The organism is Streptomyces sp. NPDC050548 (assembly GCF_044457385.1).
In the GTDB taxonomy this organism is placed as follows: Bacteria; Actinomycetota; Actinomycetes; order Streptomycetales; family Streptomycetaceae; genus Streptomyces.
The window spans coordinates 401,253-425,975 of the sequence record NZ_JBITGV010000002.1 but is presented as its reverse complement, the minus strand read 5'-3'; the positions used below and the strand labels follow the sequence as shown (position 1 = coordinate 425,975).

At 71.5% G+C, this 24,723-nt stretch carries 24 protein-coding genes; 14 read left to right on the top strand and 10 right to left on the bottom strand.

Annotated features, from left to right (window positions below):
• Positions 1–40: 40 nt before the first annotated feature.
• Entirely contained in the window at positions 41–994 is a 954-nt protein-coding gene (locus ACIBJH_RS07765) for a ribose-phosphate diphosphokinase (RefSeq protein WP_399115946.1), read from the bottom strand.
• Between the two features lie 195 nt (positions 995–1,189).
• Between ACIBJH_RS07765 and otr(A) the strand changes: the two genes are divergently transcribed.
• From otr(A) to ACIBJH_RS07745, 4 genes are all read left to right on the top strand, one after another.
• Positions 1,190–3,049 carry a tetracycline resistance ribosomal protection protein Otr(A) gene (gene otr(A), locus ACIBJH_RS07760; RefSeq protein ID WP_399115945.1) on the top strand — a complete coding sequence of 620 codons (1,860 nt, stop codon included), beginning with the start codon at positions 1,190–1,192 and terminating at the stop codon, positions 3,047–3,049.
• Between the two features lie 254 nt (positions 3,050–3,303).
• On the top strand, positions 3,304–3,966 hold the full coding sequence (locus tag ACIBJH_RS07755; protein ID WP_399115944.1) for a DUF4230 domain-containing protein: 663 nt from the start codon (positions 3,304–3,306) through the stop codon (positions 3,964–3,966).
• A gap of 131 nt (positions 3,967–4,097) precedes the next feature.
• Positions 4,098–4,724: a VanZ family protein gene (locus tag ACIBJH_RS07750; RefSeq protein WP_399115943.1), complete on the top strand. Its 627-nt coding sequence runs from the start codon at positions 4,098–4,100 to the stop codon at positions 4,722–4,724.
• 153 nt (positions 4,725–4,877) lie between these two features.
• The gene (locus ACIBJH_RS07745; RefSeq protein ID WP_399115942.1) at positions 4,878–6,119 is read left to right on the top strand and encodes a ricin-type beta-trefoil lectin domain protein; all 1,242 of its coding nucleotides are present in this window, start codon (positions 4,878–4,880) and stop codon (positions 6,117–6,119) included.
• An 11-nt stretch (positions 6,120–6,130) separates the two neighbouring features.
• On the opposite strand, the gene ACIBJH_RS07740 is transcribed toward ACIBJH_RS07745, so the two are convergent.
• Positions 6,131–6,367: a hypothetical protein gene (locus ACIBJH_RS07740; RefSeq protein WP_019068504.1), complete on the bottom strand. Its 237-nt coding sequence runs from the start codon at positions 6,365–6,367 to the stop codon at positions 6,131–6,133.
• An 80-nt stretch (positions 6,368–6,447) separates the two neighbouring features.
• On the opposite strand from ACIBJH_RS07740, the gene ACIBJH_RS07735 reads away from it, so the two are divergent.
• Both ACIBJH_RS07735 and ACIBJH_RS07730 read left to right on the top strand, forming a co-directional pair.
• Entirely contained in the window at positions 6,448–7,470 is a 1,023-nt protein-coding gene (locus tag ACIBJH_RS07735) for a PHP domain-containing protein (protein WP_399115941.1), read from the top strand.
• A gap of 292 nt (positions 7,471–7,762) precedes the next feature.
• Positions 7,763–8,725: an SDR family NAD(P)-dependent oxidoreductase gene (locus tag ACIBJH_RS07730; RefSeq protein WP_399115940.1), complete on the top strand. Its 963-nt coding sequence runs from the start codon at positions 7,763–7,765 to the stop codon at positions 8,723–8,725.
• Here ACIBJH_RS07730 and ACIBJH_RS07725 read toward each other — a convergent pair.
• The 3 genes from ACIBJH_RS07725 to ACIBJH_RS07715 form a co-directional block, all read right to left on the bottom strand.
• Positions 8,722–9,396 carry a M15 family metallopeptidase gene (locus ACIBJH_RS07725; protein WP_399115939.1) on the bottom strand — a complete coding sequence of 225 codons (675 nt, stop codon included), beginning with the start codon at positions 9,394–9,396 and terminating at the stop codon, positions 8,722–8,724. The two genes, ACIBJH_RS07730 and ACIBJH_RS07725, sit on opposite strands and share 4 nt — an antisense overlap.
• Positions 9,397–9,429: 33 nt before the next feature.
• Positions 9,430–10,719 carry an ROK family protein gene (locus ACIBJH_RS07720; protein WP_399115938.1) on the bottom strand — a complete coding sequence of 430 codons (1,290 nt, stop codon included), beginning with the start codon at positions 10,717–10,719 and terminating at the stop codon, positions 9,430–9,432.
• A gap of 66 nt (positions 10,720–10,785) precedes the next feature.
• Positions 10,786–11,751: a phosphotransferase family protein gene (locus ACIBJH_RS07715; protein ID WP_399115937.1), complete on the bottom strand. Its 966-nt coding sequence runs from the start codon at positions 11,749–11,751 to the stop codon at positions 10,786–10,788.
• Positions 11,752–11,879: 128 nt separating this feature from the next.
• Here ACIBJH_RS07715 and ACIBJH_RS07710 point away from each other — a divergent pair, with 128 nt between their 5' ends.
• Entirely contained in the window at positions 11,880–12,959 is a 1,080-nt protein-coding gene (locus ACIBJH_RS07710) for an MBL fold metallo-hydrolase (RefSeq protein WP_399115936.1), read from the top strand.
• A gap of 57 nt (positions 12,960–13,016) precedes the next feature.
• Here the strand turns inward: ACIBJH_RS07710 and ACIBJH_RS07705 are convergent, their stop codons facing one another.
• Positions 13,017–13,454 (bottom strand): nuclear transport factor 2 family protein, encoded by a 438-nt coding sequence (locus tag ACIBJH_RS07705; RefSeq protein WP_399115935.1) that lies wholly within the window; start codon positions 13,452–13,454, stop codon positions 13,017–13,019.
• Positions 13,451–14,338: an aldo/keto reductase gene (locus ACIBJH_RS07700; protein ID WP_399115934.1), complete on the bottom strand. Its 888-nt coding sequence runs from the start codon at positions 14,336–14,338 to the stop codon at positions 13,451–13,453. Before ACIBJH_RS07700 ends, ACIBJH_RS07705 begins: the two co-directional genes overlap by 4 nt.
• Before the next feature lie 119 nt (positions 14,339–14,457).
• On the opposite strand from ACIBJH_RS07700, the gene ACIBJH_RS07695 reads away from it, so the two are divergent.
• The 3 genes from ACIBJH_RS07695 (at position 14,458) to ACIBJH_RS07685 (ending at position 18,353) form a co-directional block, all read left to right on the top strand.
• Positions 14,458–17,130, top strand: coding sequence for a LuxR C-terminal-related transcriptional regulator (locus tag ACIBJH_RS07695; RefSeq protein WP_399115933.1), 2,673 nt, complete (start codon positions 14,458–14,460; stop codon positions 17,128–17,130).
• 63 nt (positions 17,131–17,193) lie between these two features.
• Positions 17,194–17,463, top strand: a complete 270-nt coding sequence (locus ACIBJH_RS07690; RefSeq protein ID WP_399115932.1) for a hypothetical protein — start codon at positions 17,194–17,196, stop codon at positions 17,461–17,463.
• Positions 17,460–18,353: an alpha/beta hydrolase gene (locus ACIBJH_RS07685; protein WP_399115930.1), complete on the top strand. Its 894-nt coding sequence runs from the start codon at positions 17,460–17,462 to the stop codon at positions 18,351–18,353. The genes ACIBJH_RS07690 and ACIBJH_RS07685 overlap by 4 nt, the downstream gene beginning before the upstream one ends.
• Before the next feature lie 23 nt (positions 18,354–18,376).
• On the opposite strand, the gene ACIBJH_RS07680 is transcribed toward ACIBJH_RS07685, so the two are convergent.
• The gene (locus ACIBJH_RS07680) at positions 18,377–19,267 is read right to left on the bottom strand and encodes a DUF3626 domain-containing protein (protein ID WP_399115929.1); all 891 of its coding nucleotides are present in this window, start codon (positions 19,265–19,267) and stop codon (positions 18,377–18,379) included.
• 89 nt (positions 19,268–19,356) lie between these two features.
• Between ACIBJH_RS07680 and ACIBJH_RS07675 the strand changes: the two genes are divergently transcribed.
• On the top strand, positions 19,357–19,851 hold the full coding sequence (locus tag ACIBJH_RS07675; protein WP_399115928.1) for an FBP domain-containing protein: 495 nt from the start codon (positions 19,357–19,359) through the stop codon (positions 19,849–19,851).
• A gap of 2 nt (positions 19,852–19,853) precedes the next feature.
• On the opposite strand, the gene ACIBJH_RS07670 is transcribed toward ACIBJH_RS07675, so the two are convergent.
• A complete protein-coding gene (locus tag ACIBJH_RS07670) occupies positions 19,854–20,855 on the bottom strand; it encodes a zinc-binding alcohol dehydrogenase family protein (protein ID WP_399115927.1) in 1,002 nt (333 codons plus the stop codon).
• A gap of 151 nt (positions 20,856–21,006) precedes the next feature.
• Between ACIBJH_RS07670 and ACIBJH_RS07665 the strand changes: the two genes are divergently transcribed.
• Positions 21,007–21,573 carry a CGNR zinc finger domain-containing protein gene (locus ACIBJH_RS07665; protein ID WP_399115926.1) on the top strand — a complete coding sequence of 189 codons (567 nt, stop codon included), beginning with the start codon at positions 21,007–21,009 and terminating at the stop codon, positions 21,571–21,573.
• 7 nt (positions 21,574–21,580) lie between these two features.
• Here ACIBJH_RS07665 and ACIBJH_RS07660 read toward each other — a convergent pair whose 3' ends face one another.
• The gene (locus tag ACIBJH_RS07660) at positions 21,581–22,174 is read right to left on the bottom strand and encodes a TIGR03086 family metal-binding protein (protein WP_399115925.1); all 594 of its coding nucleotides are present in this window, start codon (positions 22,172–22,174) and stop codon (positions 21,581–21,583) included.
• Positions 22,175–22,289: 115 nt separating this feature from the next.
• Between ACIBJH_RS07660 and ACIBJH_RS07655 the strand changes: the two genes are divergently transcribed.
• Together ACIBJH_RS07655 and ACIBJH_RS07650 are read left to right on the top strand one after the other, a co-directional pair.
• The gene (locus ACIBJH_RS07655) at positions 22,290–23,543 is read left to right on the top strand and encodes an aromatic acid exporter family protein (protein ID WP_399115924.1); all 1,254 of its coding nucleotides are present in this window, start codon (positions 22,290–22,292) and stop codon (positions 23,541–23,543) included.
• Between the two features lie 54 nt (positions 23,544–23,597).
• The gene (locus ACIBJH_RS07650; protein ID WP_399115923.1) at positions 23,598–24,632 is read left to right on the top strand and encodes a hypothetical protein; all 1,035 of its coding nucleotides are present in this window, start codon (positions 23,598–23,600) and stop codon (positions 24,630–24,632) included.
• Positions 24,633–24,723: the final 91 nt, after the last annotated feature.

Genomic DNA, 24,723 nt, shown 5'->3' with positions numbered 1-24,723 from the left:
TCACCTCGGTGCTGCCGAGCGTTGCTCCGTCCCCTCATGTCTATTCGTTCGGCGGCGCGTCGAACAGGGCGCTGACGGACTCGCCGTTGTGAATGCGGCGTACGGCCTCGGCGAGCGCCGGGGCGATGGAGAGGATGCGCAGCTTCTCGGTGCGCTCCTCCTCGGGCACCGGCACGGTGTTGGTGCAGACGATCTCCAGTACGTCGGGCTGCTCCCCGATCCGCTTGAGCGCGCCCGCCGCGAACAGACCGTGGGTACAGGCGACCCGGATCGAGCGCGGCCCCAACTCCCGCAGCCGGTCCAGGAGTTCGAGGACGGTGCTGCCCTTGGCGATCTCGTCGTCCAGCACGATGACGTCCCGGCCCGCGATGTCACCGATGACGGAGCTGATGACGACCCGGTCGTCCGCGTAACGCTGCTTGGCGCCGGCCGCCACCTGGGCACCGATCAGCCGGGCGAACGCGGCGGCCTCCTTGGCGTTGCCGAGGTCCGGGGAGACGACGGTGGTGCGCGAGAGGTCGTACTGCCTAAAGTGCGCGGCGAGTTCGCGCAGCGCGTGCAGATGGTCGACCGGCACCGAGAAGAAGCCGTGCACCTGCGGCGAGTGCAGGGTCATCGCCAGGACACGGCTCGCGCCCGCCGCCACCATCAGGTCGGCGACCAGGCGTCCGCCGAGCGAGATGCGCGGGGCGTCCTTCTTGTCGGAGCGGGCGTAGGAGTAGTGCGGCATGACGACGGTGATCCGTCCGGCGGAGGCGCCGCGCGCCGCGTCGCTCATCAGCAGCAGCTCGACCAGGTTCTCCTGGACCGGCTTGACGAGCGGCTGGATCAGGAAGACGTCCCGTTCCCGGCAGTTGGCCTGGAGCTGTACCTCCAGACAGTCGTTGGCGAACCGGCTGACCCGGGTCGGGCTGAGCGGTACACCGAGATGCGCGCAGACCTCCTTGGCCAACTCGGGATGGGCACTCCCGCTGAACACGGCGATGTCTCGCACGATCTGCTCCTCGCATGATCATTCCCGGCCGTGGTTCATGCTACTGACCCCGAAAACAGGTTGCGGACCCACCGGCCGGGGGCGCCATGATGGCCGCGTCCGTGCCCTCTCCCGACAGGAACCCTCACATGCGCCGACTCCTCGGAATCCACCGCCCTTCCCACTGGACGACGGTTCTTGAGGACTCGACCACGCATGCACACCCTGAACATCGGAATTCTGGCCCACGTCGACGCCGGTAAGACCAGCCTCACCGAGCGGCTGCTCTTCGACCACGGAGCGACCGAGCGGCTCGGCAGCGTCGACGCCGGTGACACCCGTACGGACGACGGCGCGATCGAGCGACAGCGCGGGATCACCATCCGCTCGGCCGTCGCCGCCTTCACGTCCGGCGACACCCAGATCAACCTGATCGACACCCCCGGCCACGCGGACTTCATCGCGGAGGTCGAGCGCGCCCTGGAAGTCCTCGACGGCGCGGTACTGATGCTGTCCGCCGTGGAGGGCGTCCAGGCGCAGACCCGCGTCCTGCTGCGGACCCTGCGGCGGCTACGGCTGCCCACGCTCGTCTTCGTCAACAAGATCGACCGCGCGGGCGCCCGCTCCGACGACCTCGTCGCGGACATCCGGCGCCGGCTGACCCCGCACGTCGCACCGCTCACCGACGCGACGGGCCTCGGCACGCCCGGCGTCCGGGTGCTGCCCCGCCCGCCCGGCGACCCGGACCTGGCCGAAGCCCTGGCCGACGTCGACCCGTCCGTCCTCGCGGCGGTCGTCGACGGCCCGCACCCCACCCCGGACGACCTGGGCAAGGCCCTCGCCGCCCGCACCGCCGACGGCTCGATCCACCCGCTCCTGTTCGGCTCGGCCCACGGCGGCCAGGGAATCCCCGAACTCGTCGAGAACATCGTCCGGTTGATCCCGCCCTCGCCGGCCGGTTCGGGCACCCCGCGCGGCACGGTGTTCGCGGTACGCCCCGGCCCCGGCCGCGAACGGACGGCGTATCTGCGGCTCTACGACGGTGAGGTGGCCCCGCAGCAACGGCTCACGTTCCGCCGGCACGGGGCGGACGGGCGGGCCTCGAAGGTCTCCGGGCGGGTCACGCGGCTCGATGTGATCGGCCGGCCCGGACCGCTCACGGCCGGGAACATCGGCGCGCTGACCGGCCCGAAGGACATCCGGGTCGGCGACCGGCTCGGTGAACTCACCCACCGGACACCGCAGTTCGCGCCGCCGACCCTGGAGACCGTCGTACGGGCCCGGTGTCCCGAGCAGGCGGCGGCGCTGCGTTCGGCGCTGCTGGCGCTGGCCGACCAGGACCCGCTGCTGCACGCGCGGCCAGCCGCCGCCGGGGCGACCGTGCTGCTCCTGTACGGCGAGGTCCAGAAGGAGGTCCTGGCGGCGACGCTCGTCCAGGACTTCGGCGTCGAGGCGGACTTCGAGCCGAGCCGGGTGCGGTTCCTGGAACGCCCGGCCGGGACCGGCGAGGCCTGCGACGAACTGCCCTGGCACGACGGCACCCGCTACTGGTCGACGATCGGGCTGCGCGTCGAACCGGGACCGCGCGGCTCCGGCGGGATCTTCGCGTACGAGACCCAACTGGGCGCGCTCCCCCGCGCGTTCCACCAGGCCGTCGAGGACACGGTCCACGCGACCCTGCTCGGCGGACTGCACGGCGCACCGGTGACGGACTACCGGGTCACCCTCACCCGGTCGGGATTCGTCGGCCCGCTCAGCACGGCGGGCGACTTCCGCGGCCTCACGCCGATCGTGCTGCGCCGGGCGCTGCGGCTGGCGGGGACGCGGCTGTACGAGCCGTACGTCGCGTTCGAGACGGAGGTCCCGCAGGACGCGCTCGCGCCGGTGACCGCACAACTCGCGTCCTGTCGCGCCGAGTTCACGGGTACCACGGGCGGCGCCGGCTCCTGGCTGATCACCGGTGAGCTGCCGGCCCGGCGGGTGCGGGACGTGGAGTCGGCCCTGCCCGGGCTCACGCACGGTGAGGGGGTGTGGTGGTCGCGTCCGTCCGATGACCGTGAACTGCGGTCGCACTGAGGCGTGTTGGGGCGTCCGCGGACAGTGTCACAACATGAACCGGACCGTGATCCGGAAAGGTCACGGGACGCATGGGGCGAGGCGGCCGGGAAATGCTGTCTGCGCGGTCGACCAGGGCTTCTGGCGGGCCGAACAGTGACTTTTCACGCCTGTGCGCCCTCCGCGCCCCCGTCAGCGCGACCGTTCCGCCAACGCGTCGGTCTGACAGGGCATTTGGGGGGCATGCGGATACCGAGGAAGGGAGGGCCGTCCCCATGACGACTTCCATCAGCCGTATACCCCGGCGCATGCCGGGCTGGGCGAAGGTGCTCACCGCCGTCGTCGTTGTGATCGCCGTGCTGTTCGCCGGGCTGCGGCTTGCCGTACTCCCGGGACTGCGGGACATCTTCGGCACCGAGACCCATGACCGTTCGGGTCCGGCGCTGCTCAAGTCCATTCAGGACATGAGCCGTTACGACGCGGCCTCCGGCAACTTCCAGGTCGTCGTGGACCTGGAGAAGGACGCCAAGTTCCTGCCCGCCGCGATCCGCGGGACCCGGACGCTGTACGTCGGCGCGGGCACCGTGGAGGGCTATGTCGACCTGGGCAAGCTCGGCAAGCAGGACGTGACGGTCAACGGCGACCGCACGTCGGCCAGCATCACGCTGCCGCACGCGACGCTCGGCAAGCCGGCGCTGGACCCGGACCACTCGTACACGGTCTCCAAGCAGCGCGGTCTGCTGGACCGCCTGGGCGACATCTTCTCCGACAACCCCAACAGCGAGCAGGCCGTGCAGAAGCTCGCCTCCAAGCACATCGCCGCGGCGGCGAAGACCAGCGGTCTGACCACCCGCGCCGAGACCAACACCACCAACATGCTCAAGGGCCTGCTCGGCTCGCTGGGCTTCACGACGGTGACCATCTCGTACGCGGCCTGAGCAGCCGTCGGCAACCCGTGTGCGGGCATCTGCGCCGCACACGGGTTCCGTGCGCCGCCACGGCATCCTCCGCCGAATCGGGGGTAACCGGCCTACGACACAGGGCAGTTGAAGACCGGAGGACCTCACGCATGGGCCGTACCGCCGCACGTCTGCGCCGCACCAGGACCGGGCCCAAGACCGAGGCCGGGCCGAAAGCGGCCCGCGCCCCGCGCCCGTCGAAGCCCGCACCTCCCCAGCGCTACCAACTCCCCCTCCCCCTACGCCTGTTGTCCATGCTGCTCGGCTTCGTGTTCATGGTGGCGTTCGCCGTCGTACTGGCCAAGCTGACCCTGGAGCCGTCCCCCGCGTCGAAGGCGCTCGTGCACACCAATCTGCACCCGGGCCGCTCGCTGAAGGCCTATCTCGACCAGCCGGCCATGCGCGACGCCGTGAAGCAGATCGGCGGGAACATCGTGCTCGGCATCCCGTTCGGGGTGCTGGTCCCGGTGTTCGCGCCCCGGGCGCGCGGCATCCTGAAGGTGCTGCTGCTGACGGCGACCGTGATGCTCCTGGTGGAGTTCGCGCAGGGCGCGCTGATCACCGGGCGGGCCTTCGACATCGACGACGTCATCCTCAACACCACTGGCGCACTGGTGGGTTGGGTCCTGCTGGGGCGCCGGCTCGGCCGGGCGGTGCACGCGCGGAAGCCCGCCGCGAAGGCGGCAAGGACGTCAAAGGCAGCGAAGGCGCCCAAAGCGCCGAAGGCCACTTCGTAACGATCAACTACTGGCCCGTAACATTCAACTACTGGTCCGTACCAAGGTATTGACGCTCTCCTTATCTCACTTCTTAAATCAAGAGGCGACGCTTTCACCCCCCACCTCAGTCGGCGTGTCGGTCCCCACGTCCGCCGCACAGAAGGGAATGCCGTGGCTTCCCCACGCGTACTCCGCAGATGCCTCTTCGCCGCCCTGTCCGCCGCACTGGTCGCGTCCGCCGCGATCGGTCCGGCGCAGGCGGCCTCCACGTCGGACGCCCAGGCCGACGCCGTCACGTTCTCCGACACCTTCGACGGAGCGGCCGGCAGTGCCGTCAACTCCTCGAAGTGGACGCAGGAGACCGGCGACAACGTCAACAACCACGAGCGCGAGTACTACACGTCCGGCACCAACAACGCGGCCCTGGACGGCCAGGGCCACCTGGTGATCACGGCCAAGAAGGAGAACCCCGCCAACTACCAGTGCTGGTACGGCACTTGCCAGTACACCTCGGCCCGGCTGAACACCTCCGGGAAGTTCAGCGCGCAGTACGGTCACGTCGAGGCGCGGATGCAGATCCCGCGCGGGCAGGGCATGTGGCCCGCGTTCTGGATGCTCGGCACCGACATCGGCTCGGTCGGCTGGCCCAACTCGGGTGAGATCGACGTCATGGAGAACGTCGGCTACGAGCCCTCCACGGTCCACGGCACCATCCACGGCCCCGGCTACTCCGGCGCCAACGGGATAGGCGCCGCCTACACGCTGGCGAACGGCGCGGCCTTCGCGGACGCCTTCCACACCTTCGCCGTCGACTGGGCGCCCAACTCGATCAAGTGGTCGGTCGACGGGGTCGTCTACGAGACGCGCACACCGGCCGACGTGGGCGGCAACACCTGGGCGTTCAACAAGCCGTTCTTCCTGATCCTCAACCTGGCGGTCGGCGGCGACTGGCCGGGCGACCCGAACAGCGCCACGGCCTTCCCGGCCAAGCTGGTGGTGGACTCGGTGTCGGTCACCACGAGCGACACGGCCACCGGGGTGGCGATCAAGGGCCTCGCCGGCAAGTGCGTCGACGTCAACGGCGCGAACTCCGCCAACGGGACCGCCGTACAGCTCTACGACTGCAACGGCTCGGCCGCCCAGCAGTGGACCGTGGGCTCCGACGGCACGATCCGCGCCCTCGGCAAGTGCTTGGACGTGAACGCCGGCGGCACCGCGGACGGCACCAAGGTCCAGCTCTACGACTGCAACGGCAGCGCCGCCCAGCAGTGGGCCGTCAGCTCGGCGAACGACATCGTCAACCCACAGGCCAACAAGTGCCTGGACGTCACCGGCAACAACTCGGCCAACGGCACCCCGCTGCAGATCTGGACCTGCTCGGGCGGCGCCAACCAGAAGTGGACGGTCGGCTGATCTCGTAGGGGCTAGTGCGGCAGCCAGGTGAATTTGTCCCCGCCGACCCAGCGGACCACGTCCGGGTCGTCCAGGTCGCGGACCGTGATGCCGCACACGGCCGCGACCTGCAGGACGTCGGTGATCCCTTGGGCCTCGCAGACCATCTCCCCGTCGATCTCCACGATGCGGAACGGCGGGGTACCGGGCTGCACCTTGAGCACCATGATCCGCGGGGTCGAGATGTGCGGGCTGGCGATTTCGGTCATGCAATAGAGCCTAGAACGCATCACGCGGTCGCGAGTGGTCCAAGGTGCCCGGCCGGGGGCCGCTCGCGGGAGGAGGCTCGATGGATCCCGTGCAGGCACTGGACCGGATCGCCTTCCTGCTGGAACGGTCCCTGGCCCCGACCTACCGCGTACGCGCCTTCCGTACGGCGGCCAGGATTCTGGCGGCGCTCCCCGAGAACGAGGTCGCCGAACGCGCGGCGGCCGGGACGCTGGAGTCCCTCAAGGGCATCGGCCCGAAGACCGCGCAGGTGGCCCGCGAGGCCCTGGACGGACGGGTCCCCGCCTATCTGGAGCAACTGGAGGCCGAGGCCCCCGCCCCGGCCGGCCCCGGCGGCGAAGAGCTGCGGGCCCTGCTCCGCGGGGACTGCCACCTCCACTCCGACTGGTCGGACGGCGGCAGCCCGATCGAGGAGATGGGCCGTACGGCGGCCCGGCTCGGCCACGAATGGGCGGTACTGACCGACCACTCGCCCCGGCTGACCGTGGCCCGCGGACTCGCCCCCGAGCGGCTGCGCGAACAGCTGGACGTGGTGGCCGCGCTGAACGAGACCTGGGCGCCCTTCCGACTGCTCACCGGCATCGAGTGCGACATCCTCGACGACGGCTCGCTGGACCAGGAACCGGAGCTGCTGGAGCGGCTCGACGTGGTGGTGGTCTCCGTGCACTCCAAGCTGCGCATGGAGTCCCGCGCCATGACCCGCCGCATGGTGGCCGCCGTACGGAATCCGCACGCGGACATCCTCGGGCACTGCACCGGGCGGCTGCTCATCGGGCGGGACGGGGGTGCGGCGCGGCCGGAGTCGGAGTTCGACGCGGACGAGGTGTTCGCCGCGTGCGCCGAGTCGGGTACGGCCGTGGAGATCAACAGCCGTCCGGAGCGGCTCGACCCGCCGAGGCGGCTGCTGCGGAAGGCCGTGGACGCGGGGGTGCTGTTCTCGGTCGACACCGACGCGCACGCGCCCGGTCAGCTGGACTGGCAGATCAACGGCTGTGCGCGGGCGGAGGAGTGCGGGGTGCCCGCCGAACGGGTGCTGACGACCTGGTCCGCGGACGAGCTACTGGACTGGACCACTGGCAAGTGATGCACATCACCGCTCACGGTGGACCGCGCAGGAACACCCATCAGTAGTTCGCCGTTGAACAGACTGTGGGTGCGGAGGGAACAGTGTCCCCGGGCCTCAACCTCCGCCCACAGGGAAGATCGTTCGGCTGAAGCCCTGTGGAGCCTTTCGCCGCGAGGCGACCGCCTTCCGTGCCCACCACTTGGCCGCCCCGGCCGTGATTCCCCCGTCGCGGTCGGGGCTTCCCCGTGTCCGGGTCCCCGCGGCTTCTCCGCTTGACTTCGAGCGCACTTCAATTCGTAGCGTTCCAGGCATGACCACTGCACAGCACAAGATCGGTTCCGGATTCGACGCGCACAGCACCGCCGACGACGTCCTGGCGGGCCTCGACCTCGACGGGAAGCTCGCGATCCTCACCGGCGGCTACTCGGGCCTCGGCCTGGAGGCCACCCGCGCGCTCACCAAAGCGGGCGCCCGGGTGGTCGTCCCCGCCCGGCGCCCCGACGCCGCCCGCGAGGCAGTGGCCGGGCTGCCCGGCGTCGAGGTGGACGAGCTGGACCTCGCCGACCTGGAGAGCGTGCGCGGCTTCGCCGAGCGGTTCCTCGCCTCCGGCCGCACCGTCGACTACATGATCGACAACGCCGGGATCATGGCCTGCCCGGAGACCCGGGTCGGGCCCGGCTGGGAGGCACAGTTCGCCACCAACCACCTCGGCCACTTCGCCCTCGTCAACCGGCTGTGGCCGGCCATCGAGCCGGGCGGCGCCCGCGTGGTCTCGGTGTCCTCGCGCGCCCACCACTTCTCCGGGATGCGCTGGGACGACGTCCAGTGGAGCCACGGCTACGACAAGTGGGAGGCGTACGGCCAGGCGAAGACCGCGAACGTCCTCTTCGCCGTCCACCTCGACCGGCTCGCCGCCGACCGCGGCGTCCGGGCCTTCTCGCTCCACCCCGGCGGCATCATCACCCCGTTGCAGCGCCACATCCCCAAGGCGGAGATGGTCGAGCGCGGCTGGATCGACGAGCAGGGCAACGTGCTGAACCCCGCGGGCTTCAAGACCCCGCAGCAGGGCGCGGCCACCGAGGTCTGGGCGGCGACCTCGCCCCAGCTGGCCGACATGGGCGGCGTCTACCTGGAGGACTGCGACATCGCGGAGCCCGCCCCCGACGGCGAGGAGCGCTCCGGCGTCAAGTCCTGGGCGATCGACCCGGAGCAGGCGGCACGCCTCTGGAAGCTGTCCGCCAACCTAACTGGTGTGGACGCTTTCGCGGGTTAGTCCAGAGCACACAGTTCCTGAGGTGTCTCCTTCGGCCCGTACAGGGCGGCGGGCGCACCGGTCGCCAGCGCCCAGTACCGGTCCCCGTACGACCAATGCCACCACTCCGTGGGGTAGTTGACCAGACCGGCCGCGCCGAGGGCCTTGCCCAGAACGGCGCGGTTGGCCTTGCCCTCTGCGGTGATGTTGTCGGCCTCGGTGTAGCAGCCTCCGTCGCTCTGCTCCGGGTTGGCGTTCATCGGGGTGCCCAGGTCGAGTTCGCGGCCGTCGGCGTCGGCGAGGGTCAGATCGACGGCCGCGCCTGCGGTGTGCGGGGCGATCTCGGGCGGGGACACATAGCGGCTGGCGGCGGACCGGATCCGGTCGGCGGACCAGTCCGGGTGGGCGGCGCGCAGCTCTGCGCCGTAGCTCTCGAAGTAGCGGCGCTGGAGGGCCGGCGGCCGGTAGCCCTCGACGAACAGCAGGCGCAGGCCGTCGGGCAGCAGGGCCTGCGCCCTCACGAGTCGGTCCAACACGCCCCGGCGCAGGAGGAGTTCGGCGCCGCTGTCGGAGTCCTTGTTCTTGCGGTCGTCGACCAGCAGTCCGTCGCTCACGTCGACGAGGGGTTCCCCGCACTCCTCGACAGGGACGGCGGCGACCCGGGCGTCGGACATCAGGATGATCTCACTCATGAGGTGATCATCTCCCACCGGCCCGTCGTCGCCTCAGTGCGGGGCGCGCTCCTCAAGGGCCGTACGCCAGGCGGGCGGTGGGCCCTCCGGTTCGGGCTCGGCGCGGCGGCCGCCGCGGGCGAAGAAGTCGGCGAGCGGGAGGATCGCGGCGCCGACGGTGACCGCGTCGGGGCCGAGCCGGCCCAGCTCGATGGTCACGCGTCCGGCGGGGTGGCGCAGCGCGTACGCGGTGGCGTGGTGGCGGACGGCGGGCAGGAAGCGGGAGCCGAGCTGGAGTCCGGCCCAGCCGCCGATGAGGATGCGCTCGGGCTGGAAGAGGTTGATCAGGTCGGAGAGGCCGGCGCCGAGGTATTCGGCGGTCTCCTCCAGTACGGCGAGCGCGACCGGGTCGGCCTCGGCGCCCTCGGCCGGGTAGGCGGCGACCAGCAGCGCGGTCATCGCGGTCTCCTCGTCGGTGCCCTCGGGCGGGCGTCCGCCCTGCTCGCGCCAGCGGTCGAGCAGCGACTCGGCGCCCGCGTACGCCTCCAGGCAGCCGAGGGCCCCGCAACGACAGCGGCGACCGCGGACCCGTACCGTCAGATGCCCCCACTCGACGGCCCGGCCGTTCTCCACCTCGGGGGTGACGAGGCAGGCGCCGACGCCCGAGCCGAAGAGGACGACGATCGCGTTGCGCGCGCCGCGCCCGCCGCCGAACCACATCTCGGCCTGACCGAGGGTCTTGGCCCCGTTGTCGATGAAGTACGGGACGGCGTCGGGGAGTTGGGAGGTGGAGCGGAGCAGCTCTTCGAGGGGGACCGCGTCCCAGCCGATGGTCTGGCCGTGCACGACGGCGCCGCGGTCCGGGGTGTGCTCGACTATGCCGGGGACGCCGATGCCGACGCCGAGGAGTTGTCCGGGTGCGATGTCGGCGGCGGCGAGGACCTCGGCTATGCCGTCGCGGATGTGGCCGACGATGACCTCTACCTCGTAGCGCTGCTGCTCCAACGGGCGTTCGGCGCGGGCGAGTTCGGTGAGGGTGAGGTCGAACAGCTCGACGCGGACCCGGGTCTCGCCGACGTCGACTCCGATCATGTGGCCGCTGTGCGGGGCGACTTGGAGGAGGGTGCGGGGTCGGCCGCCGTCGGAGTCGACGCTGCCGGCCTCCTCGACCAGGCCGTCGGCGACGAGGTCCGCGACCACATTGCTCACCGAGCCGGAGCTGAGTCCGGTCACCGGGCCCAGTTCGAAGCGGCTGAGGGGTCCGTCGAAGTACAGCCGTTGCAGTACGGCCGTGCGGTTGGCCCGCCTGAGGTCGCGTACCGTGCGCCCGTTCCGCCCCGCCATGTGGCTCCCTCCGAACCCTGCACCCTCTTAATTCACGCCCTGAACTAAGGGGCGGTGGAATGCACACTACGTGGTGGAGGCCGTCCCGTCGATCTCTCCGAGGGCGGCGAGCAGCTCGGGGCCGACCCGCTCGCGCCGCCAGCGGTTCTCTTCCGCGCCGAACTCCCTGGGGACCGCCTCGGTGAGCATGATCAGGTACAGGTAGCTGCGGTAGAGCGCGTAGCGGAGGCCGGCCGGCCGGTCGAAATCGACTCTTCCGCCCGCTTCCCGGTAGCCCGCGAGGAACGCGTCGTCCTTCCTGATGTCGCCGAGCAGCGCCAGGGAGACGAAGTCGGCGAGGGGGTCGCCCCAGAACATGCGCTCGCCGTCGATGAGTCCGCCGATGCGGGGTGTGCCGGAGTCGCGGTCGACCAGGATGTTGCCCTGCCAGAGGTCGAAGTGGACGGCGCGCGGGACGGTGACCTCGTCCAGGGCGTCGTGGGCGGAGCGTGCGGTGCGGGCGATGTCGTCGGCGGGCAGTGGCAGCCAGGCGCGGTAGCGGCGGGCGTCGTCCAGGACGGCGTCGTAGAGCGTGGTGAACGCGGTCCGCCAGTCGGGGGCGAGGGGACCGAGGGCGCCGGAGGGGTAGCCGAAGCCGGGGCCGGTGATCTCGTGCAGGCGGGCCAGCTGTCGCCCCAACTCCTTGCGCAGGGCGGGTACTTCGGTGTCCGTGACGGAGTCGTCCCAGGGTTCGCCGGGGCAGAGGGTCATCAGGAGGGTGTCGCCGTCGAGGACCACGACACGCGGTGCCGCCACCCCGGCCTTGGCGGCGGCGCCGTAGAAGTCGGCCTCGGAGACGAGGAGTTGGCGCTCGTGGGCGAGGCCGGGGGCGGTGGGCGCGGTCTTGAGGACGTAGCGGCCGCCGTCGGTGAGGGTGAGTTCCTCGACGGTGTTGTAGGTGCCGCCGCCCATCGGGCGCAGGTCGGCCAGGCGGTCCGGCGGAATGCCCGCCGCGCCGAGGATCCTCCGGGCCCGCTCCCAGGAGTCCGTCACCGTGCGCCCACCTCTCCTCTTCGCCGGGGGCGAACCGTACTGAACCGGCCGCCCGCACCAACTCCGCACCGCCGTCCGGGAGATCACCGGAATCCGGTGAAGACCGCTCACCTGTCCCGCGGAGAACCTTGGCACACATCATCGACCAACTGGAGCAGATCACCATGTCCTCCACGAATCGCCGCTCTTTCCTCGCCGGCGGTGCGGCGCTGGCAGCCGTCCCCACCGTCGCCGCGCTCGCCGGCCCGGCGTCGGCCGCCACGTCCGCGACGCTGCCGGACTACGCGCCCGTACCGGCGTCCGCGCTCGGTCCCGCCGTCAACTCCCAGGGCTACTACGTCGGTCGGATCGAGAGGAACCTGTACTGGGTGACCGACGGCACCTACCAGTCGGCGTTCCTGACGACCCGTGAGGGCGTCGTGCTCTTCGACGCGCCGCCGACCATCGGGCACAACCTCCAGCGGGCGATCGACGAGATCGCCGCCGCCAACGGCGTCTCCAACAGAGTGACCCACCTGGTCTACTCCCACCACCACGCCGACCACCTCGGCGCCTCGTCGCTGTTCGGCAAGAACGTGGTGCGGATCGGCCACGCCGAGACCAGGAAACTGCTGGCCCGTGACAACGACCCGGCCCGGCCGGTGCCGGACGTCACCTTCGAGAAGAGTCACACGCTGCGGGTCGGCGGCGAGCGCGTCGAGCTGGCCTGGCACGGCACGAACCACACCCCCGACAACGTCTACATCCACCTGCCCGACCACAGGACCCTGATGCTCGTCGACGTCCTGCTGCCCGGCTGGGTCCCCTTCGACAGCTTCAACCTGAACGAGGACGTCCCCGGCTCCATCGCCGCCCCCGCCAAGGCCATGAGTTACCCGTGGAAGCACTTCGTCGGCGGCCACATCGGCAGGCTCGGCACACGGCAGGACATGGTCGTGTACCAGCAGTACGTGGACGACATCATCACCAACGTCAAGAAGGCGCTCACGGCGGTCGACCCCACGCCGTTCTTCGTGAAGTACGGGAACAACTCGTGGGCCGCGGTCAAGGAGTACCAGGCCGCCCAGGTCGCCTACGCCTCCGCGCCGGTCATCAAGAAGTACACCGGCGTCCTCGCCGCCGCCGACGTGTACACGGCCAGCACGACGTTCATCATCCTCGAATCCCTCCGCCTCGACCTCGGCGTGGGCTCGGAGGTCCATGCGTGAGTGCTCCCGCGCGGCCCGCCTCCGGAACAAGGCGGGCCGCGCGGGCCGAGCCCTGGCTCAGGCGTGCAGGGCCGCGTCCAGTGCGCCGAGAACGCCGAGTTGGGCCAGGATCACGGTGCCCGACGGATAGCAGTCGAAGCGTTTGATCTTCCCGTCCACCAGCTCGAACACATCGCAGCAGGGGGCGTCCATCCGGTTCCCGGTCGGCTGGAGTGTCCCGTCGCCCAGACTCAGCGGGCCGTCGTGCGTGCCCTGGAGCGCCAGCTGTACGACCACGACGTCACCGCTGACGTAGACCTGGTACAGCTCGCGGTGCATGTCGGGGAAGGCGCGCCCGTAGTTCTCCACGGGGAAGGCACGGTCCCGGCCGCGGTAGGTGACGCCGACCGACTCGTCGGTGAACGTCCCGTCCTCGGTGAAGGCGTCGAGCCAGCCCTCGATGTCCTTGACCTCGGCTGTCTGGTAGGCCTTCCGGACGATCTCTTCGTTGTTCATGCCGGTTCCTCCTCGGGCTTGTGCTGTTCGGTGTCGGGGAAATGCCGTGCCAGCTCCGCGCGGGCCGTCCCGTCGAGACCGACGTCGGCGGCGGCGAGGTTCTCGGCCAGATGAGCGCGGGTGCGGGTGCCGGGGATCAGCAGGACGTTCGGCGCGAGGTCGAGGAGCCGGCCGAGGGCGATCCGGGCCGGGGTGACGCCGAGCCGGGCGGCCTGTGCGACGACTGCGGGGTGCGTGAGGATCCGGTGCCGCGCCTCCCCGGGCAGGCCCAGCGGACAGTACGGAACGAAGGCGATGCCCCGCCGCACGCACTCCCGCAGGACGTCCGTGGAGCGCTGGTCCACCAGGTTGAAGAGGTTCTGCACACAGACGATCTCCGTCTGCGCGACGGCTCTGCGCAACTGTCCCAGGGAGACGTTGCTGAGGCCGACGCCCTCGACGAGCCCTTCCTCACGGGCCTGGACCAGCGTCGCCAGCTGGGCGTCGAACCAGCGGTCCGGCGCCTCCGTCGGGTCCACCATCCGCAGGTTGACCGCCGCCAGACGGCTCACGCCGAGCGCGGTCAGGTTCTCCTCGATGCCCTGCCGGAGCCGATACGGCCGGTCACTGCTGCGGGCGCCGACCTTGCTCACGATCGCAAGCCCGTCCGGATAGGGGTGCAGCGCCTCCCGGATCAGTCCGTTCACCGTGCCCGCTCCGTAGAACTGCGCGGTGTCGATGTGGTCCACCCCGGCGTCGACCACCGCGCGCAGCACGCGCAACGCCTCGTCGCGGTTACGCGGCGGCCCGAAGACCCCGTCGCCGGAGAGCTGCATCGCGCCGTAGCCGACCCGGTGCACCCGTCTCGGTCCCAGGGGGAAGATCCCGCCCAGCTGCTCTCTCACACCGTCTCCTGTCGGCTCACACACGTGACTCGCCCTTCGAGCGCCCGGCCAGGATCACCCCCGTGGAGGTGACCGGTCGTCGCCGGGATGCGGTGATTCGCATCGACTACGCTGACCGCGTGACCAGAGGACATGGCGTCATGCCCGACCTGCCGGCCACCGCGGGCGCCGCCCGCGTACCGGGCCGGGGCCGCCCGGGTCTCATCGACCGCCGCGACCTGATCGCGGCCCTGGACCGCGCGTCCGAGCAGCGGGTGACGATGATCTCCGCGCCCGCCGGCAGCGGAAAGACCTCCCTGCTGCACGCGTGGGCCGACCGGCCGGGACGGGACCGCCGTATCGCGTTCATGTCGGTACGGCCGGGCCAGCAGGACGCGCAGCTGTTCTGGCTCGCCGTGCTTGCGGCGGTCCGCGGGGCGACGGGCGCCACCGAGCCGCTTCCCACAGCACCCGGTTTCGACGGTGGCGCGATGGTGGACAAGGTGCTGTCCGAGATCACCGCGTCCGGCGGCACGTTCTATCTCGTCATCGACGACCTGCACGAACTCGGCTCGGCGGAGGCCGCCGAACAGCTCACGGCCCTGCTGACGGCGCTCCCCCGGGGCGTCCACGCGATCGTCGCGACCCGGCACGACCCGCCGCTGCATCTCCACCGGCTGCGCCTGACCGGGGAGTTGGCCGAGATCCGCGCCGCGCAGCTGCGCTTCAGCGAGGCCGAGACCCGTGACCTCCTCACCGCTTCCGGAGTCGGGCTGCCCGACGACGTGGTCAGGCTGCTGCACCAGCGGGCCGAGGGCTGGGCCGCCGGACTGCGGCTCGCCGTGCTCTCGCTGGCCGGGCACCCGGATCCCGAGCGGTTCGTCGCCGAGTTCTCCGGCAGTCACCGTACGGTCGCCGAATACCTGATGGCCGAGATGCTGGAGCGTCAACCACCCCATGTACAGCGGCTGTTGTTGCGCACGTCCCTGCCCGACCGGATCAACGGCGAGCTGGCCGATCTGCTGACGGGTGCGACCGGTTCGGAGCGCGTCCTGCTGGAGCTGGAGGACGCCAACGCGTTCGTCGTGTCGCTCGACCCCGAGCGCACCTGGTTCCGCTACCACCACATGTTCGCCGACCTGCTCCGGCTGGAACTGCGCCGCACCATCCCGGCGGCCATCCCAGAACTGCACCGGCAGGCCGCGCGCTGGTTCGCCGAACACTCCCAGGCCGTGGATGCCGTACGACATCTGCAGGCCGCCGGGGACTGGTCCGAGGCGGCCCGGCTGCTCACCGACCACACCGTCAGCCTCACGCTCGACGGGCGGGCCGGGAGCGCGGTGGCGCTGCTGCGCGCGTTCCCGGCCTGCGTCGGCGAGGACTCCCCGGAACTGGCCCTGGTGTACGCCAACGCCGATCTCCACCAGCACCGGCTGGAGGAGGCCCGGGCCCACCTTGAGATCGCCGGGGCGTACGCCGACACGACACCGCCCGACCGACAGCCCCGGCTGCGGACGGCGATCGCGTCCCTGAACCTGCTGCTGGCCCGGTTGCGCGGGCACTTCGACGCCGTGTACGAGCAGGCCGACGCGCTGCCCTCGCCCGCCGAAGGCCGCTCCAACACCGAGATCGCGCTCGCCAGTGACCTCCGGGCCCTCGCACTGCTGAACCTGGGGGTCGCCGAGGCCTGGTCGCTACGGCTCGACGACAGCGAGCGGCACCTCCTGGAGGGCGCCGCGCTCGCCCACGACATCGGCCGCCCCTATCTGGAGGTCGCCTGCCGCGCCCATCTGGGCTTCGCCTCCGGCAACCGTTCCTTCGCGCTGGTCCGGCAACGCTGTGAGGAGGCCGTGGCGCTGGCCGCCCGCTACGGGTGGGACGCCCAGGCGGTGATCGCGCCCGCCCAGGTCTCCCTGGCCGGGGCGCTGATCTGCACGGGCGAGTTCGACCGGGGCGAGCGGTGGCTCGACCGCGCCCGACACGTCACCCGGTCCGAGGGCGAGCCCGGCGTGCGCCTCCTGGTGCGTCTGACCTCCGCGATGCTGGCCGCCGCGCGCGGCCAACACCCCGAGACGCTGGCCGAGTTGACCGCCGCCGAGCAGGTCCAGGCACACATGGTGAGCCGGCACGGACTGTCGTCCTGGGTGACGGCCTGGACGATCGCCACCCGCGCCCGCCTCGGGACGGTCGACCGGGCACGGGCGGACCTCGCCGCCCTCGACGACTCGCAGTCCGCCGTAGCCGAGATCCGCAACGCGGCGGCTGTGCTCCACCTCGCCGAACAGGACCCCGCCGGCGCCCGCCACGCACTCCGGCCGGTCCTGGACGGCACCGCCCCCGTCACCTCCATCCTCACCCCGATCGAGGCCCGGCTCCTGGACGCGCTCGCCTGCCGCGACCTCGGTGACGAGCACGCGGCGGGAGCGGCCGTGGAACAGGCCCTGAACCTCGCCGAACCGGACCGGACGATCCTGCCGTTCGTGATGACCGGCGCCTGGGAACTCCTCGACGCCCTGCCGCGCACCACCTCGCACGCCGCACTGGTCTCCGACATCCTCGACACCGTCCGCGGCCACACCCCGGACCGGCCGACTCCGGGCCCGGCCGAGGAACTCAGCCCCAGCGAACTGCGCGTCCTGCGCTATCTGCCGACGAACCTCACCCGTCCCGAGATCGCCGCCGAACTGTCGGTCTCGCTCAACACCGTCAACACCCACATACGGCGGATCTACGCCAAACTCGGCGCCGGGGACCGGTCCTCGGCGGTGCACCGCGGCCGCGAACTGCGGCTGCTGTCGAACGGCCGCGGGTGAGCGCCGCACATTCACCGGATTCCGGTGACGCGGGTTCACCCGACCACCGACGACGATCGGCGCATGGGTGATGAACCCGTCCTGTACCAGATCCGGGTCGACGGCCACCTCGGCCCGACCCTGCTGACGGCGTTCCCCGCGTTCGAGCCGCAGCAGCAGGGCACCGAGACGCTGCTCACCGGGCTGCTGCCGGACAGCGCGGCGCTCTTCGGTGTCCTCGCCGGAATCGAGGCGCTGGGACTCGATCTCCTCGAAGTCCGCAAGGTACGGCCCGCGCCGGCCGAGCGAGGTGTGCCGACCGAACCGCCCCCGTCGAACGGAGATGTTCCGTGAGCACCGAGCAGCAACAGACCATCGACGCGTTCCTGCGTCGGTCCCCTTTCCCTCTCGACGGTGATGTCGAGGAGCTACGGCGGCTGCTGCACGCGGCGACGTCGGCGCAGCCGCTGCCTCCCGAGGTGAAGACGGTGCCGGTCACGCTGGGCGGTGTCCCCACCGTCGAGGTCACGGTCGACGGAGTCGAACCCGAGCACGTCGTCGTGTACTTCCACGGTGGCGTCTACCTGCTGGGGGACGCCCTCAGCTCCGCGGGCCTGGCCGCGCAGGTCGGCTCGCGGACCGCCGCCAAGGCCTACTCCGTCGAGTACCGGCTCGCCCCCGAGCATCCGTATCCGGCGGCGGTGGACGACGCGTTGGCGGTCTACGAAGCCCTGCTGGCCGACGGTGTCAGGCCCTCGGACATCGTCTTCGCGGGCGAGTCCGCGGGCGGTGGACTGGCCGTCGCCACCCTGGTCAACGCCCGCGACCACGGGCTGCCTCTGCCGGCCGCGGCCTTCGTCATGTCGCCGTACGTGGACCTCACCCTCGCCGGGGCGTCCATGGAGACCAGGCGAGCGGCCGATCCACTGTTCTCCCGGGAACTCCTCGAACCCCTCGTCGCCGGTTACACGGCGGGACAGGACCCCGCTCTCGGTCTGATCAGCCCTGTCTTCGCCGACCTGTCCGGTCTGCCGCCCCTGCTCATCCAGGTCGGCAGCCACGAGATCCTCCTCGACGACGCCGTACGCCTGGCCGGGCGCGCCGCCACCGCGGATGTCGAGGTCACCCTCGACGTCACCCCCGGAGTGCCGCACGTCTTCCAGGCCTACGGCCCGATCCTCGACGAGGCCGGCGCCGCCCTGGACCGGGCCGGACGCTTCCTGACCGCACGGTTCGAAGCCTGAAGTCCCCGTCACCCGCGTCCAGTTCAGCGCGTCCACGCCTGCGGCCGACCGGGGCCGTCCACGGCGGTACCCGCTCCCGCCGGTGCCCCGAAGCGGGCGAGGGTGTGCCAGACCATCTTCAGGTCCTGGAGTCCGTGGCGGCCGGTGCGGGCCGCGTCGCCGATGATCCGCGGGTCGAGCACGCCCTTCTCCGCGATTCGGGCGCCGAGATCGGCGTACTCCTGCCCTCGATAGTCGGCGTGCCGCCTCAACTCGCCCACGGTGAGCCGGTATCCGGGGTGCCATTCGACCGGGCAGGGCAGGCGGCGGGCGGCGGTCTCGACCGGGGTGCCGCGATAGCTCGCGTCCAGGACGAGGGCCTCGGCGTCCCGGGCGAGGTCGACTCCGCCGTGCACCTGGGTCTCGATGTAGTCGTTGAGGGCGTCCTGCTCGTCGGCCTCGGCGAGCGCGATCAGGGACATGCCTGCAGCGACGCCGAAGTCGGTCGGTTCGGCCGCGCTGTCGGGGTAGCAGAAGGTGGCACGGGTGAGAGCCGCGCCGGTCAGCCTGAGGTGTGAGGAGCCGAACCGCGGGGCGGCGCCGACCAGTTGGCGCCGGAAGTTCAGCGCGCCGTACACCGGTCGCTCGACCGCGGGCGCCCCGTCGTAGGCCCCGGCGAAGATCCGGCTCTCCCAGCGCCAGCGGTCGCCGCCGGGGTGGGCGGTGAGGCCGCCGTTGCTGGTGCCGGTCACGAACTGCGAGTGGTACGTGCCGTCCTGGGCCAGCGCGTCGAGGATCGGCCGTCCGGCCGCCGTACGGTCGGGGTGGAAGTTGAGGGTGATGCGCAGTCCCCGGTCGACGGCCGGGCCCGACGACCGGGCCGCGACATGGCGCAGTGCCCGCACCTGGCGGGCTCCGACGTCCGCGAATTCCATTGGCTCTCCCACCGCTCACCTCACTACCCTGGGCCGAAACCTAGAGCCCCTAGGTTTCGGAACGGACACCACCCCCAGGAGACTCCCCCATGAGATCACTCAGCGAGCAGGACATCCGCGACTCATTCGTCAACTGCTCGAAGGGCGAGGCGAAGCGGCTGGCGGTCCCCCGTGACCTCGACAGCCGTCCGTGGGGCGACCTTGACTTCCTGGGCTGGCGGGATCCGGGGGCGCCGGACCGCAGTTACCTCGTCGCCGAGCGGGCGGACGGACCGGTCGGGGTCACCCTGCGATTCCCGTCCGCGCAGCGCGGCTTTCTGCACCGGAGCATGTGTTCGCTGTGCGTGACGACCCACCCGGGCGGCGGGGTCTCCCTGATGACCGCGCGCAAGGCGGGCCCGGCGGGCCGCGAGGGCAACTCGGTCGGCCTGTACATGTGCACCGACCTCGCCTGTTCCCTCTATGTGCGCGGCAGGAGGATCCCCGAGTCGGGCATCCGCATCGAGGAGAGCCTCACCGTGGAGCAGCAGATCGAGCGGACGGTGGGCAATCTGATCGCCTTCCTCGACAAGCTGTACGTCTGAGGTCAGTCGCCCGGCACCGCGATGACGATCTTGCCGCGGTTGTCGCGCCGCTCCAGCCGCTCGTGGGCGGCGCGTGCCTCGGCGAGGGGTACGACGGTCTCGATCGGCACGCGGTAGGTGCCGGCGGCGACCCGCCCGGCCAGTTCACGCAGGTCCGGGCGGGGGTCGTAGCCGCCGTGGACCTGGAGGTTGGTGAGCTGGAAGCCGAGGATCGAGGCGTTCTTCGGGTAGAAGTCGCGGGTGTCGACGGTGCTTGCCTCCAGGGCGACATTGGCGAGGGCGACGACCCGGCCGCCGTGTCCGATCTCGCGCAGGCTGCGCCCGAAGGCCCGGCCGCCGACGGTGTCGAGGACGACGTCCGCGCCGCGCCCGTCGGTGAGCCGCAGCACCTCGTCGACCTCGGCGTCGTCCGGGTGCGCCGAGGTGTCGACGGTCGCATGGGCGCCGAACTCCCCTGCCCAGGCCGCCTTTTCGGGCGATCCGGCGAGTGCGACGACCCGGGCGCCGGCCTCGGCCGCGATCTGCACGGCCGCGCTGCCGACGCCACTCGCGGCGGCCTTCACCACCACCGTGTCCTCCTTCGTGACCCGGGCGAGGTGCCGGAGGCAGTACCAGGCCGAGAGCCAGGCGACCGGCAGCGCGGCGGCGTGCGTGAGCTCGATCCCGTCGGGCAGGGCGGTCACCTGAGCCGCGGGCACGGCCGCCAACTCGGCATAGAAACCGGGTGAGTTCACACCGTCGAGGGCCACGACCCGCTGGCCGACGGAGAATCCGGTGACACCCTCCCCCAACGCGGCGACGGTACCCGCACCTTCAACACCCGGGATCAGCGGCGGGCGCCCGGCCCGGTGGTAATTGCCGGACCTGATCAGGGCGTCCGCGCGGTTCACGCCCGCCGCGGCCACCCGCACCAGGACCTGCCCCGGACCCGCGACCGGATCGGGCACCTCGACCGGCACCAGCACCTCGGGCCCGCCGAACTCGTCGATCCGTACCGCACGCATACCGTACCCACTCCCTGTCGCGGCCACCGAACCCGGCCGACACCACTTGAACTGGTGTCACCATGCGACACTGGACGAACCGGTGTCAAGGCATGCCTGCGTTCCTCGCGCACACCGCATGAACCGGTGTGCGCGAGGTAGGCTCGATGCCATGACCACCCCGCCCGTCTTCCCGTTCATCGGCGGACGCCCGTGCCTGAACTTCGTGGCGACGCTCGGCAAACGGCACGCCACCCCCGTCGAACGGCTCCCCGACCCGGCCGCCCTGGCCACCTGGATCACGGAGGCGGAGCTGTCGCCGGACACCGAACCGGTACGGGTGACGGCCCGGGAGTTGACCGACGCACGCACCCTGCGCGAGGCGCTCTACCGGGTCGTACGGGACGCGATGGCGGGGCGGGAGCCGGCGGCGCCCGATGTCGAGCGGATCAACGAGGCCGCCGCGCGCCCTGATCTCGCGCCCCAACTGGGCGAGCGGCGCTGGAAGTCGGCGCACCCGGCACGCGCGGCACTGGCGACGGTGGCCCGGGACGGCGTCCTCCTGGTGGGCGGTCCGCTGCTGGAGCGGGTCAAGGAGTGCGAGAACCCGGAGTGTTCCCTGCTGTTCCTGGACGACTCCCAGGCCCGCCGCCGCCGTTGGTGCTCGATGGACCGCTGCGGCAACCTCGCGAAGGTCGCGGGCTATCGGTCGCGCAGTCGGGCGGCCGTGACCGAATGACCGCGGGTCAGGAGGCCGTCGGCGTCCAGTGCGGGTCGCGGCCGAGGAAGGCGAGGAGTTTCTCGGCCCCGTCGTACTCGGCCGTCACCTCGCGCGCGGGGGCGAACACCCGGTAGGCGTCGCGGAGTCGGGGGACGAGTCGGTCCGCGGCCGGCCAGATTCCTTCCGCCAGGGTCGGTGTGAGTGGCCGGTTCTGGCCGGTGGCGGCCGCGATGTCCCAGGCGTGCACGGCCGCGTCCATGGCGGCCGTCGCCGCGGCGAGCGGGAGGGGCATGGGGCCCAGCGGGGTCGGCACCTGGTCGGCGTCGGCGGGCAGTTGGGCATAGCCCTCGGCCACCGCGCGGAGCACCTTGTCGAGTTCGGCGACCGGGTCCCCGTCCAGGGCATCGGCGGGGTGGAAGGGGTCGGAGTCGGGCCGGTGGCCGGTGAGGACGAGGCCGTAGGCCTGCTGGTCGATGCGGGCGTGGTTGAGGACCTGGCGTACCGTCCACTCGGTGCAGGGCGTGGGTGCCGACCACGTGCCCTCCGGCACAGCGGCGATCACCTCGCGCAGGTAGTCGTGCGAGCGGGTCAGTACCTCGATGCCCTGGGTGTTCGTCATGCCTGTCGGCCTCCCCTTCGTCCCGTCCGGTGAGGACAATCTAGGAGGCCATGCGGACAGTTTCGGTCCGCAATGGGTACGTTCAGTGGATCCGCGAGGAGGGAATAGGCCAAGGATGCGAGATGTCCGGGAGTGGACCGCGCCACTGGTGCGGTTCGTGGGGCGGCACCGGGACCCGGTGCTCGTCCAGACGCTGCGGTCGGCGATCGCGGCGACGATCGCCTATGTCGTCGCGCTGCGCCTGAGCCCGGAGCCCGCGCCGCTGACCGCTCCCCTGACCGCGCTCCTCGTCGTCCAGGTCACGCTCTACGCCACCCTGACCAACGGCATCCGCCGGGTGAACGCCGTGGTCGCGGGCGTGCTCGTGGCCATCGCGTTCAGTCTGCTGGTCGGGCTGACCTGGTGGAGCCTGGCGCTGCTGATCGTGGCCTCGCTGGTCGTCGGGCGGCTGGTGAAGGTCGACGAGTACGTGCCCGAGGTGGCGATCAGCGCGATGCTGGTCCTCGGGGTCACCACGGTCGGGAACACGGCCTGGGCGCGGGTGGTGGAGACGCTGATCGGCGCGGTCGTCGGCTTCGGCTGCAATCTGCTGCTGGCTCCCCCGGTGTGGGTCGACGAGGCCGGCGAGTCCATCGAGGGTCTGGCCCGTCGGCTACGGCGGTTGATGCGGCGCATGGGCGAGGAGGCCGCGGGCCGTACCCCCGTGGACCACGCCACCGCGCGGCTGCACGAGGCCCGCCGCCTCGACCACGACATCGTCGAAGTCGACGCGGCCCTGCGGCAGGCCGAGGACAGCCTGCGGCTCAATCCGCGCGTCCGGGAGGGGCTGCTGCACCGGGTCGTACTGCGGACCGGTCTGGACACCCTGGAGATCTGCACGGTCGTGCTTCGGGTCCTCGCGCGTACCTTCACCGACCTGGCGAAACAGCGCGACCCCGAGCCGCTGTTCGCGCCGCCGACGGGCGCCGCCGTGGAACAGCTGCTGTCCGAGATCGGGGACGCCGTGGTCAGTTTCGCGGTGCTGGTGACCACCGACGTGAGCGTGAGCGCCGAGTCGGCGGAGTCGCGGCTCAGCGCCGAGCTGCACACGGCCGCCGCGACCCGCGACAAGCTGGCGCAGCTGCTCCTGGAGGAGGTCCAGCGCGACGCGGCCCAGTGGCAGTTGCTGGGTGCCATGCTGACCGAGGTCAACCGCATGCTGGACGAGCTGGACACCGAGCACCGCTCGCGCCGGCTGCTGGAGGAACTCGACCGGTGCGCCGGCGAGCAGCGCCAACGCCTGCCGTGGCTGATCTGGCTCAGGGAGCGGGTGGGCGTGCCGGAGCGGTTGCGCAGGAACCGGGGCACGGGCGCCGAACGTTCTAGGTGACGGAGTCACCCGGGGGCGAGCCGTCCCCGGCAGCGCGGCTATGGGGGCGGACGCATGACCGACAGCACCGTACGGATCGACGGGAACACCTTGCGGCTGCCCGGTGGGGTGGCGGTGCGGTTCATCCGCACCCTGCGCCTGCCCGAGACGGGCACCCATCCACTGCCGCCGGGGCTCGGCGAGTTCCCGGTCCGCCGGGTCGCGGACTTCCCGGACACGGTGCCCGGGGAGTGGCGGGCGCGGGGCGGGGTGATGCTGCCGGTGTATCTGCGCGAGGCGATGTGGCTGAGTTTCGCGGGCACTGCCGAGCCCGCCGCCCTCCAGGTCGGGGTGGGCAAGGTGTGCGCGGTCTCCGGGAAGCCGTGGAGCGACCGGCTCTCCCGCGACCCGCAGAACTACCTCGTCCTTCCGCGTCAGCCCTGGCTCGACGGCATCAACTCCGGCAAGGGCACGGTCCGCCAGTTCGTGGCGGTCCCGCTCGGCCTGGGTGCGACCGTCGAGGGGCAGGTGACGGGCGAGGAGGTGTGGGGCGGCGTCCAGCTGCAGTCCTTCCCGCTCACCGAGCGGGAGTTGACCAAGTGGCGCGACGACGAGCGGCGCCGGTCCGAGCGGGAGCGCGCGATCACCATGCCGGTCGGGGGTTACGGCGCGCCTCCCATGCCGATGGCCGCACCGGCCGCCCCCATGCGCAGCGCTCCGGGGGCGGCTCCCCGGATGGGTCTCGGTGTCGGCGGTTCGATGCGCCAGGAGGTCTACGAGGACGACCGCCCGCTGAAGGCCTGGGCCGGGGAGCCGGCCGGGCGGGTCTTCGTGCACCTCGTGACTCCCCCGGAGTGGCACCGCATCACCGGCGAGGCGCCACCGCCGTCGCCGGTGGACCGGGCCGCGTACACCCGGGCGGGGCTGCCCTGGTTCGACTACTACGACCAGGACGCGGAGGATCTCGCCCCCACCGACACCCTGGGGGCGGTGAAGCCGGTGGGTGACTGGCTGGGCGACGACCACGAACCCTGGCAGCAGCCCACGCCCGGCCAGGTGCAGCCCCTCAAGGACGCCCAGGGCAAGCCGGTGAAGGACGGCGACTGGTAGCCCCACTCACCCATTGCACTCTACGCAACGCCTGTTGCCGGTCTTGCGCTCGACGGGCCGTCCACGCCAAGGTTGCTGTGACGACCGGGGC

What these genes read in the sequence shown, in the direction of transcription:
- ACIBJH_RS07755 (WP_399115944.1), top strand. Translation starts at nt 3,304, where the DNA reads ATGACGACTTCCATCAGCCGTATACCCCGGCGCATGCCGGGCTGGGCG.
- ACIBJH_RS07750 (WP_399115943.1), top strand. Translation starts at nt 4,098, where the DNA reads ATGGGCCGTACCGCCGCACGTCTGCGCCGCACCAGGACCGGGCCCAAG.
- ACIBJH_RS07740 (WP_019068504.1), bottom strand. Translation starts at nt 6,367, where the DNA reads ATGACCGAAATCGCCAGCCCGCACATCTCGACCCCGCGGATCATGGTG.
- ACIBJH_RS07735 (WP_399115941.1), top strand. Translation starts at nt 6,448, where the DNA reads ATGGATCCCGTGCAGGCACTGGACCGGATCGCCTTCCTGCTGGAACGG.
- ACIBJH_RS07730 (WP_399115940.1), top strand. Translation starts at nt 7,763, where the DNA reads ATGACCACTGCACAGCACAAGATCGGTTCCGGATTCGACGCGCACAGC.
- ACIBJH_RS07725 (WP_399115939.1), bottom strand. Translation starts at nt 9,396, where the DNA reads ATGAGTGAGATCATCCTGATGTCCGACGCCCGGGTCGCCGCCGTCCCT.
- ACIBJH_RS07720 (WP_399115938.1), bottom strand. Translation starts at nt 10,719, where the DNA reads ATGGCGGGGCGGAACGGGCGCACGGTACGCGACCTCAGGCGGGCCAAC.
- ACIBJH_RS07705 (WP_399115935.1), bottom strand. Translation starts at nt 13,454, where the DNA reads ATGAACAACGAAGAGATCGTCCGGAAGGCCTACCAGACAGCCGAGGTC.
- ACIBJH_RS07690 (WP_399115932.1), top strand. Translation starts at nt 17,194, where the DNA reads ATGGGTGATGAACCCGTCCTGTACCAGATCCGGGTCGACGGCCACCTC.
- ACIBJH_RS07680 (WP_399115929.1), bottom strand. Translation starts at nt 19,267, where the DNA reads ATGGAATTCGCGGACGTCGGAGCCCGCCAGGTGCGGGCACTGCGCCAT.
- ACIBJH_RS07675 (WP_399115928.1), top strand. Translation starts at nt 19,357, where the DNA reads ATGAGATCACTCAGCGAGCAGGACATCCGCGACTCATTCGTCAACTGC.
- ACIBJH_RS07670 (WP_399115927.1), bottom strand. Translation starts at nt 20,855, where the DNA reads ATGCGTGCGGTACGGATCGACGAGTTCGGCGGGCCCGAGGTGCTGGTG.
- ACIBJH_RS07665 (WP_399115926.1), top strand. Translation starts at nt 21,007, where the DNA reads ATGACCACCCCGCCCGTCTTCCCGTTCATCGGCGGACGCCCGTGCCTG.
- ACIBJH_RS07660 (WP_399115925.1), bottom strand. Translation starts at nt 22,174, where the DNA reads ATGACGAACACCCAGGGCATCGAGGTACTGACCCGCTCGCACGACTAC.
- ACIBJH_RS07655 (WP_399115924.1), top strand. Translation starts at nt 22,290, where the DNA reads ATGCGAGATGTCCGGGAGTGGACCGCGCCACTGGTGCGGTTCGTGGGG.
- ACIBJH_RS07650 (WP_399115923.1), top strand. Translation starts at nt 23,598, where the DNA reads ATGACCGACAGCACCGTACGGATCGACGGGAACACCTTGCGGCTGCCC.